This is a genomic window from Umezawaea sp. (assembly GCF_057122925.1).
On record NZ_DBNGPQ010000099.1, the window covers coordinates 1 to 14,005 of the forward strand.

Consider the following 14,005-nt stretch of genomic DNA (forward strand, 5'->3'; position numbering starts at 1 on the left):
TGGTGATGAGTGAGTGCTAGTCGGCGGATCAACCCCTAGACCCGAAACCCCAAAACCCCGAAACCCCGTGCGTCGTGGCAGGAGTGCCCTGATTCCTAGCGGTTTCGTGCGGCTCGGTTTCGGGTCAAGGCTCTTACCCGAAACCGGGTTTCGGGTCGCCATGCCTATCAACGCAAGCGGAAACGCCGGGTCGGTCGCCCGCCCTTCTCACCGGCCGGCACCTCTTCCCACGCGCCCAGCCCGGCCGCGGCTACGGCGTCCAGTGGCGTCCCCGGACCCCGGACCGGCCCGGTGCCCCCGTTCCCCGCGCGGCTCCCGCTCCCGGCAGGAGCGGCGCGGGGAGCGCGGTGCGCGACTAGACGACCGGGGTGGACGTGGTGGCGATGAAGTGCGGCTCCATGACGGCACCTCCTTTCCCGCTTTCGGAGAACCGCACGGACCAACGGTGTTCCCAGCGGAAGAGGGCATGCCGAATAAACGTGGGTAAACGATTGTTTCCCCGTTGTCCGTTCATCGCGTCGTCCGCCGGCTGAAACCCGATTTCGGGATCCGCGGGCCCGGCTCTCGTTCTCGCCGATGGGACAACGATGAACCGGCCTGACGGACGTGAGAATGGGTTTCCTGTTTCCGGAGGCGAGCGGAGACAGGAAACGGGCGCCGACCAGGCGGTCAGCCCGGTGCGACGCCCGTGGGATCAGGCACCCGTGCGGCGCAGCGCCTCCGCGAGCACGGCGTGGGCGCTGCCCGCGTGCGGGAGCCGTCCCAGGCGCACGAGGTCGACCGCGTCGGTGAAGGGCACGCGGCGCATCCGCTGGGTGCGGCGGCGGAGCCGGTCGCCCAGCGCCACGCCGTCCGCGCGGAACAGGTGCTCGACGTGGTCGCACACCAGGTCCGCCCCGTGGACGCGGCCGATCCTCGTCCACGCCGCCGCGCACAACCCGGTGCTGTCGGCGAGTTCCCGCTTGGCCGCCGCGGCCGGGTCGACGTCGGCGGTGCGGACCCGGCCGCCGGGCAGGCGCCACTCGGTGCCGCCGTGGGTGTAGACCCACTGGCGGGTGAGGACCACGCGGTCCTGGTCGTCGACGGCCAGGACGGTGACCGACGCGGGCACCACGACGCGCGTGCGCGCCTCGTGCCCCCCGTCCGGTCCGACGACCTCGTCCCGCCGGACCTGGAACGCGGGCGAGGAATGCACCACCACCGACGACAACCGCTGCCACACCGCCACGGCGTCGACGGGACCACTCGGGAGTTCCGCTGTCATGCGATCAATCGAACCACCGCGGAGTTCTCGAAAAGTTCGCGGAAAGCGGCCAATTGATAGACACCGCGCCGCGGGGGCGAAGGCGTTCCGACCGCCCGGTCGGGCGGTCCGCCGCGCCATTCGCACCGCGCTCACGCCCTCTCGGGCGCGTTCTGGTCGGCCTGGCCGACCAACGGGCGTCCACCCGGCCGAACCGCTCCTGCGCCGACCACCCGCACCTCGGGTCCGCGGTGCCGAACCCCCGATCTCAGGCCAAAAACACGCCAAAGTGCGGACATCCGGCCGCGCCGGCGGCGGGCCGTGGAATTCTGGCCGCACTCGTCCGGCACACCGGACGCGCAGCTCGACGGGAGGCGGCGAGCCGGCTTCCCCGCGTCGTGAGGGGTACGCGAGGAGGTCGGCCCGAACCGCTCCCGGATCCGCACCGCGCGGCCCGGCACCAACCACCACGGGAGCCGATCACGGTGAACACCTGCCACGCCGCCGCGGTCGTCGACCGCCTGCGCGCCCGCCTCGGCCTGGCCGAGACCGGATCCTGGACGGACGAGCACCTGACCGCGTTCGTGCGCTACGAGGACAACCCCGCCGTCCACCGCGGACTCCGCGAAGCCGTGTACCGCAGGCGGTTGGCGCTGCTCGCCGACCTGCTCACGCTCCACCTCGACGCCGCCGACCCCGCCGTGCGCCGGGACTGCCTCGACCAGCTCGACCTCCTCGCGCACGCGCCGCGGCACCTGCTCCAGGACGTGCTCTCCGTGCCCGCCTTCGAGGAGTGGCTCGGCGGGCCGCCGGACCCGACCTCGGCCGCGGGCCTCGGCGGGCTGCTCGCCGCCGCCCAGTGCGGTCGGACGGAGCCGGTGGTCCCGTGGTCGGGCCTGGTGGCTCCGCTGCACCTGGGCAGGCTCGTGGTGAGCGGCGCGGGCGGACGGGTCTCGGTGGCCGAGGACGGCACCACGCGGGTCACGACCAGCGGCGGCACGGTGGAGTTCGACCCGCTGCTGGTGCGGCGGCCGCTGCCGGCGGGCACGACGCCCACCTACGTCCTGCCCCAGACCCGGCACAGCGGCTTCGTGCTGGACGGGTTCGACCCCCGCCTCACCGACGGCGTCCTGCCCGCCGAACGCCTCGACGCCGGTCTGCCCAGGGCCCGCGCGTGGATCGACGTGGTCGACTCCGGGTCCTGCCTGCTGTCGTTCCTCGACCCGGCGGCCGGGAACCAGGTGGACCGCACCCTGCGGGTCATGGTCCCCCACCACCAGCCGGACGGCCGGAGGTTCGGCCTGCCCGCCCGCGAGATGATCAGCACCTCGTCCGACTCGACGTCGGGCGCGTTCGGCATCAGCCTCGGCGAGGAGGACCCGCTGAGGATCGCCGAGGCGCTGGTCCACGAGCACGCCCGCACCCGGCTGCGCGTCCTGCGGTGGGAGGTGCCCCTGCACCGGCCGGACCGCCGCCGCTACCCCACGTCGTGGCGCCGCGACGCCGCGCCCATCAGCGACCTGGTGCCGAGGATCGCGGCGACCACCCTGGTCGTCGCACTGCACCACGCCGCGCTGACCGCCGTCGCGGACCACCGGTGGCCCGTCGGGCGCCTCGGTGTCGAGGCGCCCGACGAGGCCGTCCTCGCCCGCACCGCGGCCCGCCGGAGCGACGAGCTGCTGCGCGAGATCAGCCGGGCGCTCATGGCCGACGAGGTGCTGCCGTTCGGCAGGCGGTTCCTGGTGGCGGCCTACGACACGGTCTCGGCGCTGCGCGCTGACCACGCCTGAGCGGGGCGGGACCGGTCAGCGCCGGGTCCACTTCTGGTTGGTCTGGCCGTTGCAGGGCCACGGGGCGGTGCGGGTGCCGTTGGCGGTGCCCTGGCCCACGGCGTCCAGGCAGAGGCCGGACTGGGCGTTGGTGAGCGAGCCGTCCGCGTTGGCGGTCCACCGCTGGTTCGCGGCGCCGGTGCACGGGCGGGCCAGGGTGGTGGTGCCAGGGGTCGTGCCCTCCAGGCAGGTCGACGCCGCCGTGCGCAGTTCCCGCACCGCGGTGGCGGTCCACCGCTGGCTCGCGGCGCCGGTGCAGTCCCACAGCCGGGTCGTGCCCTCGGCGCCGACGTCGAGGCAGCGGCCGGACTGCGTGCCCACCAGCGCGGTGCCCGTGGTGGGGGCGCCGGACAGGACGGCGGCCAGCGGCGGGTACCAGCGGCTCTCGATCTTGCGGATCCCGGTGCCGTCGTTGGGGTGCACGCCGTCGTAGGTGTCGGTCGCCGTGCTGAAGCCGGTCCACTGGTCGACCACGGTGATCGGCGAGCGGGCCGTGGTGTTGGCGGCGGCCCAGCCGGGGATGGCGCTGTTGAGGTCCACCACCCGCTGCGCGCAGGCGGAGCAGCCGGTCGGGTTCATCGGGATGATCTGGGCGACCAGGAGCTTCGTGTCCGGGTTGCTCGCGCGCATCTGGCCGAGGAGCTTGGTGTAGGCGGTGAGGATCGTGGTGGCGGGGATGCCGTTCCACACGTCGTTGGTGCCCAGGTGCATGAGGACGACGTCGGGCAGCGTGGCCGACAGCCAGCCGGGCAGCTGGTTCTCGTCGGCGATCCTGCTGGCCAGGAAACCGCCGTGGCCCTCGTTCTCGCCGTCGTGGGGGAATCCGCAGCCCTGCGCTGGCAGGGTGCCGACGAAGTCGGTGCCGGTCAGCCCGGTGTCCTGGAGGTGCTGCCACAGCAGGGCGCGCCAGCAGCCGGGTGAGCCGGTGATCGAGTCGCCGAGGGCCATGATCCGGACGGGGGCGGCGGCCGAGGCGGGGAGCGACGGGGTCAGGCACGCCGCGAGTGCCAGCAGGACGGCGAAGAGCGCTTTCATGGAAGAGCCTTCCATCGCAGGGACGCGATTCCTCGCCACTGGGGAGTGGTGAGCCGGCAGGCAGTTCCAGGTTAAGCGGTTAACGACGGGGCGACAAGGCCTGGTCGGAAACGGGGCCGGTGCTGGACCTCGGGACCAGCTCGGGGTCGGAGGTCTTGACGTGGCGGGGCTCGCCGCCGCCGATCACGTCGAGCAGCAGGCGCACGGCGGTCGCCCCGCGTTCGGCTATCGGCCTGCGCACGGCGGTCAGCGCGGGCCGCACCAGCCTGCACAGGGCGGAGTCGTCCCAGGCGACGATCGACAGCCGGTCGGGCACGGGGATGCCGAGCTCGTGGGCCACGGCGAGCGCCGACACGGCCATCACGTCGTTGTCGAACACCATCGCGGTCGGCGGTTCCGCACCGGTCAGCACCCGGCGCGTGACGCGGGCCGCGGCCTCGTCGGAGTAGTCGGCGTGCACGGCGCGCGCGTCCCGCAGGCCGAGCCGGGCGGCGGCCTCGGTGAAGGCCTTCGACCTGATCCTGGTGTGCACGAACGTGTCCGGGCCCGCCACGCGGACGATCCGGCGGTGGCCGAGCGCCACCAGGTACTCGACGACCTCGGCCACGGCGGACTCGTCGTCGGTCCACACGCACGGCAGGTCGGGCAGCACGGGTTCGGCGAGGACCACGGTCGGCAGGCCGAGTTCGCGCACGAGGTCGACGCGCGGGTCGTCGGCGCGCAGGTCGGCCAGCAGCACCCCGTCGACGCGCCTGCCCGCCCACCAGCGGCGGTAGGCCTCCAGCTCGGCGGTGGCGTCGTCGGTGACCTGGAGCAGCAGCGCGGTCGGACCGTCGGCGAGCGCGTCCTGGATCCCGGCGATCAGCTGCACGAAGAAGGGTTCGACGCCGAGTTCGCGGGCGGGCCGGTCGACCACGAGCCCGATCGCGTTGGCGCGGCCGTCCGACAGCGAGCGGGCGGCGCTGCTGGGCACCCAGCCGAGCCGGTCGGCGATGTCCATGACCCGTCTTCGGGTCGTCTCCGAGACGCCCGGCCTGCCGTTGAGCGCGTACGACACCGCGCCGGTCGACACACCGGCCGCCTTCGCGATGTCCGAGATGGTCGGACGCTTGTCCCGCACCGACGCCCCCTACCGCTTGTTGATCACGGAAGTCTAGCCCCGGACGACCGGTCCGCACGCCACCCGCGCGAGAGTAGTCTTCGGACGGTCAATCGGTTAAGCACCCTGGGGGTCTCCCGTGCCGTGGTTCGACATGCCCGCCGACCAGCTGGTCTCCTACCGCACGCCCACCGTCGAGCCGGACGGCCTGGACGAGTGGTGGAAGGCCCGGCTGGACGAGGCGCGGGCGGCGGCCAGGCCACCGGTCGTGACACCGCACGAGCCCGAGGCGTACGGCGCGCTGCCGGTCGCGGACGTGGAGTTCTCCGGCGCGGACGGCGACCCGATCCGCGCCTGGTACATCCGCCCGCCCGGCAGCGGCGACGCCCCCCTGCCGACCGTGGTCACGTTCATCGGCTACGGCGGCGGGCGCGGCCTGCCGGTCGAGCACACCCTGCTGCCCAGCACGGGTTTCGCGGTGTTCGTGATGGACACCAGGGGCCAGGGCGGGCGCTGGTCGGTCGGCGCGACCGGCGACCCCGGCGCGGCGCTGGCGGGCCCGGCGCACCCCGGCGTGATGACCAGGGGCATCGAGAGGCCGGAGTCCTACTACTACACGCGGCTGATGGTGGACGCGGCCAGGGCCGTGGAGGTCGTGGCCGGGCTGGACGGCGTCGACCGCGACCGGATCGCGGTCAGCGGCGTGAGCCAGGGCGGCGGGCTGGCGCTCGCCGCCGCCGCGCTCAGCGGCGACCTGGTGAAGCTGTGCCACGCGGACGTGCCGTTCCTGTGCGACTTCCAGCGCGCGATCACGCTCACCGGCAAGGCGCCGTACAGCGAGGTGGCCGACTTCCTGGCCCAGAACGTGCAGCTGGTGACCGCGGCGCTGGACACCCTGCGGTACGTCGACTGCGCGCTGCTGGCCCGCCGGATCACCGCGGAGTGCCTGCTCACGGCCGGGCTGATGGACGACGTCTGCCCGCCGTCGACGGTGTACGCGGCCTACAACGAGATCACGGCCCCCAAGGACATCGCGGTGTTCCCGTTCACCGGGCACTCCCTGCCGCGGGCTCACGTGGAGCGCCAGCTTCGCCACCTGCGGACGGTGCTGGCTCCCTGACGAGCGCGGCGGCCCCGACCAGCCCGGCGTCCACGCCGAGCTGGGCCGGGTGCACGTCGACGTGCCGGATGAAGTCCAGGCCGGGCCACCCCGCGAGCGATCCGGTGACGGCCGGGCCGAGCAGGTCCCACGCCTGCGCCACCCCGCCGCCGATCACCACCCGGTCGACCTCGCACAGCGCGGTGGCGACGGTGATCACCCGCGCCACGGCCTCCCCGGACCGGCGGAACGCGGCCCGCGCGATCGGGTCGCCCGCCCGCGCGGACGCGGCCAGCGACCGGCCGTCCGCGACGCCCGCGGCGAGCCAGCCCCGGTCGGAGGCCCAGCGCACGATGGACGGCCCGCTCGCGATGGCCTCCGAGCAGCCGCGGGCACCGCACGCGCAGAGCGGGCCGCCGGGTTCGAGCACGAAGTGGCCGACGTGCCCGGCGTTGCCGAGCGCGCCGAGGTGGGCCCGGCCGTCGAACACGAACCCGCCGCCGACACCGGTCGACACGACCATGCCCAGCAGCGCGCGGCTCCCCCGGCCCGCGCCGTGGTGGTACTCGGCCAGCGCCATGCAGACCGCGTCCCCGGCCAGCCGCACCGGCACGCCGGGCACCAGCGCGGAGACCCGGTCGACGAGCGGGAACCCGCGCCAGCCGCGGATGTTGACCGGGCTGACGGTGCCCGCGCGGACGTCCATCGGCGCCGCGCTGGCGATGCCCACGCCGACCACGTCGTGACCGGCGGTCAACCCGACCAGCACGACCTCCAGCGCCCGCCACACCTCGTCGCCGTCACCGGGCGGGGTGGCGGCGGACCTGCGGTCCACCACCGTCCCGTCCGGCGCGACGAGCGCGGCGGCCAGCTTCGTGCCGCCCACGTCCACGGCGAGTGCGAGATCGAACGTCAGCGCCATGCGGCTCACCTCGTCGGGTGGAGGGCTCCGGCGAAGTCACCCGGTGAGCACCACCGGATCAACGCCGCGTTTCGGGGGACGTCAGAGCAGGCGCTCGACCTCGGCCAGCTCGTCGGGGTCGAACTCCAGGTTCGCGGTCGCCGCGACCGTGTCCTCCAGCTGCGCCACGCTGCTCGCGCCCACGAGGGCCGAGGTGACCCGGCCGCCCCTCAGCACCCACGCGATGGCCATCTGGGCCAGCGTCTGCCCGCGCCGCTTCGCGATGTCGTTCAGCGCCCTGACCTTGCCGAGGGTCTCCTCGGTGAGCCGGTCGGAGGTGAGGAACGGGCTGTCGGACGCCGCGCGGGAGTCGGCCGGGACGCCGTTGAGGTACCGGTCGGTCAGCAGGCCCTGCGCCAGCGGCGAGAACACGACCGACCCGGCGCCGACGGTGTCCAGCACGTCCTGGAGGCCGTCCTCGATCCACCGGTTCACCATGGAGTACGACGGCTGGTGGACCAGCAGGGGCGTGCCCAGCTCGCGCAGCACCCGCGCCGCCTCGGCGGTCTGCTCCGGTGAGTAGTTGGAGATGCCGACGTAGAGCGCCTTCCCCTGCCGCACGGCCGAGTCGAGCGCGCCCATCGTCTCCTCGATCGGCGTCTCCGGGTCGGGCCGGTGGCTGTAGAAGATGTCCACGTGCTCCAGGCCGAGGCGGCCGAGCGACTGGTCCAGCGAGGACAGCAGCGACTTGCGCGAGCCCCACTCGCCGTACGGACCGGCCCACATCCCGTAGCCCGCCTTGGTGGAGATCACCAGTTCGTCGCGGTAGGGCCGCAGGTCGCGGCGGAAGTGCCTGCCGAAGTTCTCCTCGGCCGAACCGGGCGGCGGGCCGTAGTTGTTCGCCAGGTCGAAGTGCGTCACACCGAGGTCGAACGCCCGGCGCAGCACGGCCCGCTGGACGTCGGTGGTCCGGTCTCCGTCGCCGAAGTTGTGCCACAGACCGAGCGACACCGCGGGCAGCTTGAGCCCGCTGCGGCCGACTCGGCGGTAGGGCATGTCGTCGTAGCGCGTGTCCGCGGCGGCGTGGGTCACGGTTCTCCTCAGGGGGTGGGCGCGGGAGCACTGCTGCCCCGCTGGACGAGCACGGCGGCCGGTGACCACCGCTGCGCGACGGGCGCGCCGTCGATCAGCTCCAGCACCGACTCGGCGACCGAGGTGCCGAACTGGTGCACGTCGACGCTCATCGTGGTCAGCGCGGGCGAGGCCAGCCTGCACAGCGTCGAGTCGTCCCAGGCGAGCAGGCTCAGCTCGGTGGGGACGGCGACGCCGAACTCCTTGGCCGCGTTCAGCCCGGCCACGGCCATCACGTCGTTGTCGTAGAGGATCGCCGTCGGCCGCCGCTCGCGGGTGAGCAGCGCGGCCGTGAGCTTCGCGCCGGACTCCTCCGAGTAGTCGCCCTCCAGCACCACCGGCTCGACGCCCGCCGCGTGGCAGCCCGCGAGCAGCGCCGCCGAGCGGGCACGGGTGTGCAGCAGCTCCCCCGGTCCGCTGATCCGCGCGATGTGCCGGTGCCCCAGCTCCAGCAGGTGCGCCAGCGCCTCCTCCATCGCCCCGGCGTCGTCGGAGCGCACAGCGGGCACCGGGAGGTCCGGCGACGGCTCGCCGACGACGATCGTGGGCAGCCCGACCTCGCGCAGCACCGCCAGCCGGGGGTCGTCGACCGTCCGGTTGACCAGCAGGACGGCGTCCACCAGGTGCTGCGCGGCCCACCGGCGGTACGCGGCGGTCTCGGCGTCGTGCGCCGCCACCACGTGCAGCAGCACGGACAGCCCGCGCTCGGACAGGCGCTCCTCGATGCCCGCGATGAACTCCATGAAGAAGGGTTCGGCGCCGAGCAGCCGGGCCGGGCGGGCGAGCACCAGCCCGACCGCGCCGACCGACTCCGTCGGGGTGGCTCCCATTCAGGACCTGACCGCGGGGGTCACGAGGCCGTTGGCGCAGCGCAGGACGTGCGGCGCGGCGAGCACGGCCGGGTCGGCCAGCACGGCGGCCGTGCGCACCAGGAACGAGCGGGTCTCCCCCGCGAGCATCGGCACCAGCATCTCCTCGACGACGGCGTCCGGGGCCACCCGGTCGGCCAGCAGGGCGACGTCCCGCGCGAACGACGTGGCGCGCACGTCGACGCGGTAGCCGCCGGTCACGGCCTCGACCCGCGCGCTGAGCGGGGCCGGGGCGTAGGACAGGTCGCGGTCCTCGGCGAAGAGGTGGACGGCGCGCACGTCGGCCGTGGTGGCCACCAGCACCTCTCCTTCCGGGTCGTTCGGGGTGACCAGTGGCTCGGTCGGCTCGATCAGGGCCGCGGTCCGGGCCCGCACCGCGAACGCGAGCCTAGTCGCCTCCAGCACGTCGCCGCCGAAGGTCAGCCGTTCCAGCGCCACCTCGCCGGACCACTCCTCGTCGTGGTCGTTCACCGCGACCAGCACCAGCCGCCCGTCCCTCGGCTGGAACGTCAGCAGCCGGGGCGCGAAGGCGTGCCGCAGCGAGTACCAGAGCGGCTTGGGCCGCTCGTCGCCGTCGACCGCCGCCCACGACGTCGCGGGCCAGCAGTCGTTGAGCTGCCACACGACCGCGCCCGCCGTGCGCGGCCACCAGGACCGGAAGTGCTCGACGCCGAACGCGACCGCGCGGGCCTGGTTGAGCTGGGTCGCCCAGTGCCAGTCGGAGAAGTCCTCGGGCACGGGCAGGTGGGCGGCCAGGCCGCGGTCGAGCTTGCCGTTGCCGTCCTCGGCCTTCTGGTGCAGCAGGAACGTCGGTGAGGTCGACGTCAGCGGCTCGTCGTGCACCCAGTTCGTGAGCGTGGCCCACGTCGGCGGCCCCTGGAAGCCGAACTCGGAGCAGAAGCGCGGTACGTGGTCGAGGTAGTGGGTGTAGTCGAGCCGGTTCCACACCTCCCACTCGTGCCGCGTGCCGTGGTCGGGGTCGTTGGGGTGCACGTCGCCGGGGCTGTACGGGCTGCCCGGCGAGTAGTGCCGGGTCGGGTCCAGCTCGGCCACGATCGCGGGCAGCAGCTCGGTGTAGTACCCCAGCCCCCAGGTGCGGCCCGCGAGCTGCTCGGCCCAGCCCCAGTCGGCGAAGCCCCACAGGTTCTCGTTGTTGCCGTTCCACAGCGCCAGCGACGGGCGGCCGACGAGCCGGGCGACGTTCTCGCGCGCCTCGGCCTCGACCTCGCCGCGCAGCGGCTCCTCCTCGGGGTAGGAGGCGCAGGCGAACGGGAAGTCCTGCCACACCAGCACACCGCGCTCGTCGCACACGTCGTAGAAGTCGTCGGTCTCGTAGATCCCGCCGCCCCAGATCCGCAGCAGGTTCAGGTTCGCGCCCACGGCCTGGTCGACCCGGCGGGCCAGCCGGTCGCGGGTGATCCGGGTGAGGAAGTGGTCGTCCGGGATCCAGTTGGCGCCCTTGGCGAACACGCGCTTCCCGTTGACCACGAAGGTGAACGGGGTGCCGATCTCGTCGGGCTCGGTGTCGACGGTGATGGTGCGGAAGCCGATCCGCTGCTCGGCGGAGTCGACGACCTCGCCGTCCGCGAGCAGCTCGACCTCCAGGTCGTAGAGGGGCTGCGGGCCGTACCCGACCGGCCACCACAGCTCCGGGTCCGGCACGACGACGGTGACCGCGGCGGCACCGCCGTCCACCCGCACGCGCTCCGAACGACCGGCCACGGTGGCCACCAGCACGAGGTCTTCCCCGCCCTCGACGTCCACCCGCACCTCGACGCGGCCCTCGCCGTCGACCGTCACCAGCGGGCGCACGGACGCGAGCCTGGCCGTCGACCACCGCTCCAGCCGGACGGGCTTCCAGATGCCCGCCGTCTGGAGGTCGGGCCCCCAGTCCCAGCCGAACGAGCAGGCCATCTTGCGGACCATGTTGAACGGGTGCGGGTACGCGTGGTCGCGCCAGCCCAGCTCCGCCTCGACCTCCTCGGCGTGGGCCAGCGCGGACCGGAAGGTGACCACCAGGTCGTTCGAGCCCGCCCGCAGCACGTCCCGCACGTCGAACCGGTAGCCGCGGTGCATGTTCCGCACCGATCCGAGCGGCACGCCGTTCAGCTCGACCTCCGCCACCGTGTCGAGACCGTCGAAGACCAGGTCGACCCGCTCGCCGTCGGCGGGGGCGTCCGCGTCGAACGCCAGCGCGTAGCGCCAGTCGGCGCGGTGCACCCAGGCCAGCTCCTCCTCGGCGCGGTCGAGGTAGGGATCGGGGATCAACCCGGCGGCCAGCAGGTCGAGGTGGGTGCTGCCGGGCACCTCGGCGGGCACGCTCACACCCCGGACGGCCTCGGGCACGTCGCCCGACACCGCGCTCAGGTGCCACCCGTCGTGCAAGGTCTGGTGGATCATGGGGTCCCCGCTCCACGAAGTGACTCGAAACCAGGTCGATTCTTACGTCGGCAACTAAAGTAAGTCAATGATGGTGCTCCGACGACCGACAGGGATGTAGCTCACCGTGCCTTCCGCACCCTTCGCCTCGAACCCCGACCACGCACACCTGCGCGCGGCGGGGGTGAGCCTCGCCCTGGACCTGTCCGGCGACACCCTGCCCAGGGTGCTGCACTGGGGTGCCGACCTCGGCGAGAACGCCTCGTTCGCCGCGCTGCGCACCACGACGCAACGGCAGCCGATCGGCAACTCGATCGGCGGCCCCGTCGACGTCGCCGTGCTGCCCGAGCAGTCCGCAGGCTGGCTCGGCACGCCCGGCCTGGTCGGCAACCGCGCGGGCCGCGACTTCTCCACCGCCTTCCGCGTCACCGCCACGTCGGTGTCCGACGGCGGCGTGGTCGTGCGCGCCGAGGACACCGCCGCGGCGCTCGCACTGGAGCTGACCGTCGAGCTGACCGCCGCGGGCCTGGTCCGCCAGCGGGCGGTGCTGACCAACACCGGCGGCTCGCCGTTCGCGGTGGACGCGGTGAACCTGACCCTCCCGGTGCCGCCGGAGGCCGTGGAACTGCTCGACTTCACCGGTCGCCACCTGCGGGAGCGCGCACCGCTGCGCACCGCGTTCACGCAGGGCCTGCGGATGAGGGAGAACCGCACGGGCCGCACCGGCTACGACTCGGCGTACCTGCTCGCCGCGGGCACGGAGGCGTTCGGCCACCGCACCGGCGAGGTCTGGGCCGTCCACACGGCGTGGTCCGGCAACCACCGCACGTTCGCCGAGCGGACCTTCCACGCCGTCTCCCTGCTCGGCTCCGGCGAACTGCTGCTGTCCGGCGAGGTCGAACTGGCGCCCGGCGAGTCCTACACGTCGCCGTGGCAGTACGGCTCCTACGGGGCGGGCCTGGACGAGGTCTCCGCCCGCTTCCACGACGACCTCCGCGCCCGCCCCCAGCACCCGTCCAGCCCCCGCCCGGTGGTCGTGAACACCTGGGAGGCCGTCTACTTCGACCACGACCTGACCCGGCTGAAGGACCTGGCCGACGCCGCGGCGGCCGTCGGCGGCGAGCGCTTCGTCCTCGACGACGGCTGGTTCGGCTCCCGCCGCGACGACCGGCGCGGTCTCGGCGACTGGTACGTCTCCGACGAGGTGTGGCCGGACGGCCTGGGCCCGATCATCGACCACGTCACCGGCCTCGGCCTCCAGTTCGGCCTCTGGGTCGAACCGGAGATGATCAACGAGGACTCGGACCTCGCCAGGGCCCACCCGGACTGGATCATGGCCCCCGGCGACCGCCTCCCCGGCGCGGCCCGCAACCAGCAGGTGCTGGACCTCGCCCGCCCGGAGGCGTTCCGGTACGTCTTCGACCGCCTCGACGACCTGCTGTCCACCTACGACATCTCCTACCTCAAGTGGGACCACAACAGGGACCTGGTGGAGGCGGGCCACCGCCCGACGGGCCGCGCGGGCGTCCACGGCCAGACCCTCGCGACCTACCGCCTGCTGGACGAACTGCGCGCCCAGCACCCCACCGTGGAGATCGAGTCGTGCTCCTCCGGCGGCGGTCGCGTGGACCTCGCCATCCTCCAGCGCACCGACCGGGTCTGGGTCTCCGACTGCATCGACGCCCTGGAACGGCAGAGCATCCAGCGCTGGACCAACACCCTCGTCCCGCTGGAGCTGATGGGCACCCACGTGGGCTCGGGCACCTCCCACACCACCCACCGCAGGCACCCGCTCGACTTCCGCGCGGGCACCGCCCTCTTCGGCCACTTCGGCATCGAGTGGGACCTCACCAAGGCATCGGAGGAGGACCGCACCCGCCTGGCGGAATGGGTGGCCCTGTACAAGGAGGTGCGCGGCCTCCTGCACACCGGCACGGCCGTGCACGCGGACCACCCGGACCCGGCGTACCACGTCCACGGCGTGGTCGCGAAGGACGGCACGGACGCCCTCTACGCCATCGTCGCCACGGACACCTCCGCCTACTACCCCACCGGCCCGGTGCGCCTCCCCGGCCTGGACCCGGAGAGGACCTACCACGTGCGCCCGCAGGCACCGGGCGACGTCCCGGACGGCAACGCCGTCCGGTGGGGCGTGCGGCTCCCGTGGTGGACCGACGAGGGCATCACCACGACCGGCCGCGCGCTGGCGGTGGCGGGGGTCCAGGCTCCGGTCCTGTTCCCGGAGCGGTTGGTGCTCGTCCGAGCCACGGCTCGTTAGGGAGCCGCGGCTCGTCAGGGAGAGGTGCGAGTTCCAGCGTGGTGTGGCCGAGGTGACGTGGGGCCCCTCGATTCGACCCTTTGCCGGGCCAAGAAGGGCAGGTGGGAAGCCCTCAGCCCGACAAAGGGTCGAATCCCCCGAG

At 73.5% G+C, this 14,005-nt stretch carries 10 protein-coding genes; 3 read left to right on the forward strand and 7 right to left on the reverse strand.

Going from position 1 to position 14,005, the window contains the following annotated elements:
* Positions 1 to 694: 694 nt before the first annotated feature.
* Complete coding sequence (locus AC156L_RS22780; protein ID WP_330878326.1) at positions 695 to 1,264, reverse strand: NUDIX hydrolase; 570 nt, start codon at positions 1,262 to 1,264, stop codon at positions 695 to 697.
* Between the two features lie 464 nt (positions 1,265 to 1,728).
* On the opposite strand from AC156L_RS22780, the gene AC156L_RS22785 reads away from it, so the two are divergent.
* On the forward strand, positions 1,729 to 3,033 hold the full coding sequence (locus AC156L_RS22785) for an aKG-HExxH-type peptide beta-hydroxylase (protein ID WP_484407244.1): 1,305 nt from the start codon (positions 1,729 to 1,731) through the stop codon (positions 3,031 to 3,033).
* 15 nt (positions 3,034 to 3,048) lie between these two features.
* Here AC156L_RS22785 and AC156L_RS22790 read toward each other — a convergent pair whose 3' ends face one another.
* Together AC156L_RS22790 and AC156L_RS22795 are read right to left on the reverse strand one after the other, a co-directional pair.
* A complete protein-coding gene (locus AC156L_RS22790; protein WP_330878324.1) occupies positions 3,049 to 4,107 on the reverse strand; it encodes a ricin-type beta-trefoil lectin domain protein in 1,059 nt (352 codons plus the stop codon).
* Between the two features lie 79 nt (positions 4,108 to 4,186).
* Entirely contained in the window at positions 4,187 to 5,227 is a 1,041-nt protein-coding gene (locus tag AC156L_RS22795) for a LacI family DNA-binding transcriptional regulator (protein ID WP_330878323.1), read from the reverse strand.
* A 133-nt stretch (positions 5,228 to 5,360) separates the two neighbouring features.
* Between AC156L_RS22795 and AC156L_RS22800 the strand changes: the two genes are divergently transcribed.
* The gene (locus AC156L_RS22800) at positions 5,361 to 6,326 is read left to right on the forward strand and encodes an acetylxylan esterase (protein WP_484407245.1); all 966 of its coding nucleotides are present in this window, start codon (positions 5,361 to 5,363) and stop codon (positions 6,324 to 6,326) included.
* Here the strand turns inward: AC156L_RS22800 and AC156L_RS22805 are convergent.
* From AC156L_RS22805 to AC156L_RS22820, 4 genes are all read right to left on the reverse strand, one after another.
* Positions 6,253 to 7,227 (reverse strand): ROK family protein, encoded by a 975-nt coding sequence (locus AC156L_RS22805; protein ID WP_330878321.1) that lies wholly within the window; start codon positions 7,225 to 7,227, stop codon positions 6,253 to 6,255. The two genes, AC156L_RS22800 and AC156L_RS22805, sit on opposite strands and share 74 nt — an antisense overlap.
* Positions 7,228 to 7,308: 81 nt before the next feature.
* On the reverse strand, positions 7,309 to 8,262 hold the full coding sequence (locus AC156L_RS22810; protein ID WP_484407252.1) for an aldo/keto reductase: 954 nt from the start codon (positions 8,260 to 8,262) through the stop codon (positions 7,309 to 7,311).
* A gap of 44 nt (positions 8,263 to 8,306) precedes the next feature.
* Positions 8,307 to 9,167 (reverse strand): LacI family DNA-binding transcriptional regulator, encoded by an 861-nt coding sequence (locus AC156L_RS22815; RefSeq protein ID WP_330878319.1) that lies wholly within the window; start codon positions 9,165 to 9,167, stop codon positions 8,307 to 8,309.
* A complete protein-coding gene (locus tag AC156L_RS22820) occupies positions 9,168 to 11,606 on the reverse strand; it encodes a glycoside hydrolase family 2 protein (RefSeq protein WP_330878318.1) in 2,439 nt (812 codons plus the stop codon). It abuts the gene before it with no gap.
* A gap of 106 nt (positions 11,607 to 11,712) precedes the next feature.
* Here AC156L_RS22820 and AC156L_RS22825 point away from each other — a divergent pair, with 106 nt between their 5' ends.
* On the forward strand, positions 11,713 to 13,863 hold the full coding sequence (locus AC156L_RS22825; RefSeq protein WP_330878317.1) for an alpha-galactosidase: 2,151 nt from the start codon (positions 11,713 to 11,715) through the stop codon (positions 13,861 to 13,863).
* Positions 13,864 to 14,005 lie beyond the last annotated feature (142 nt).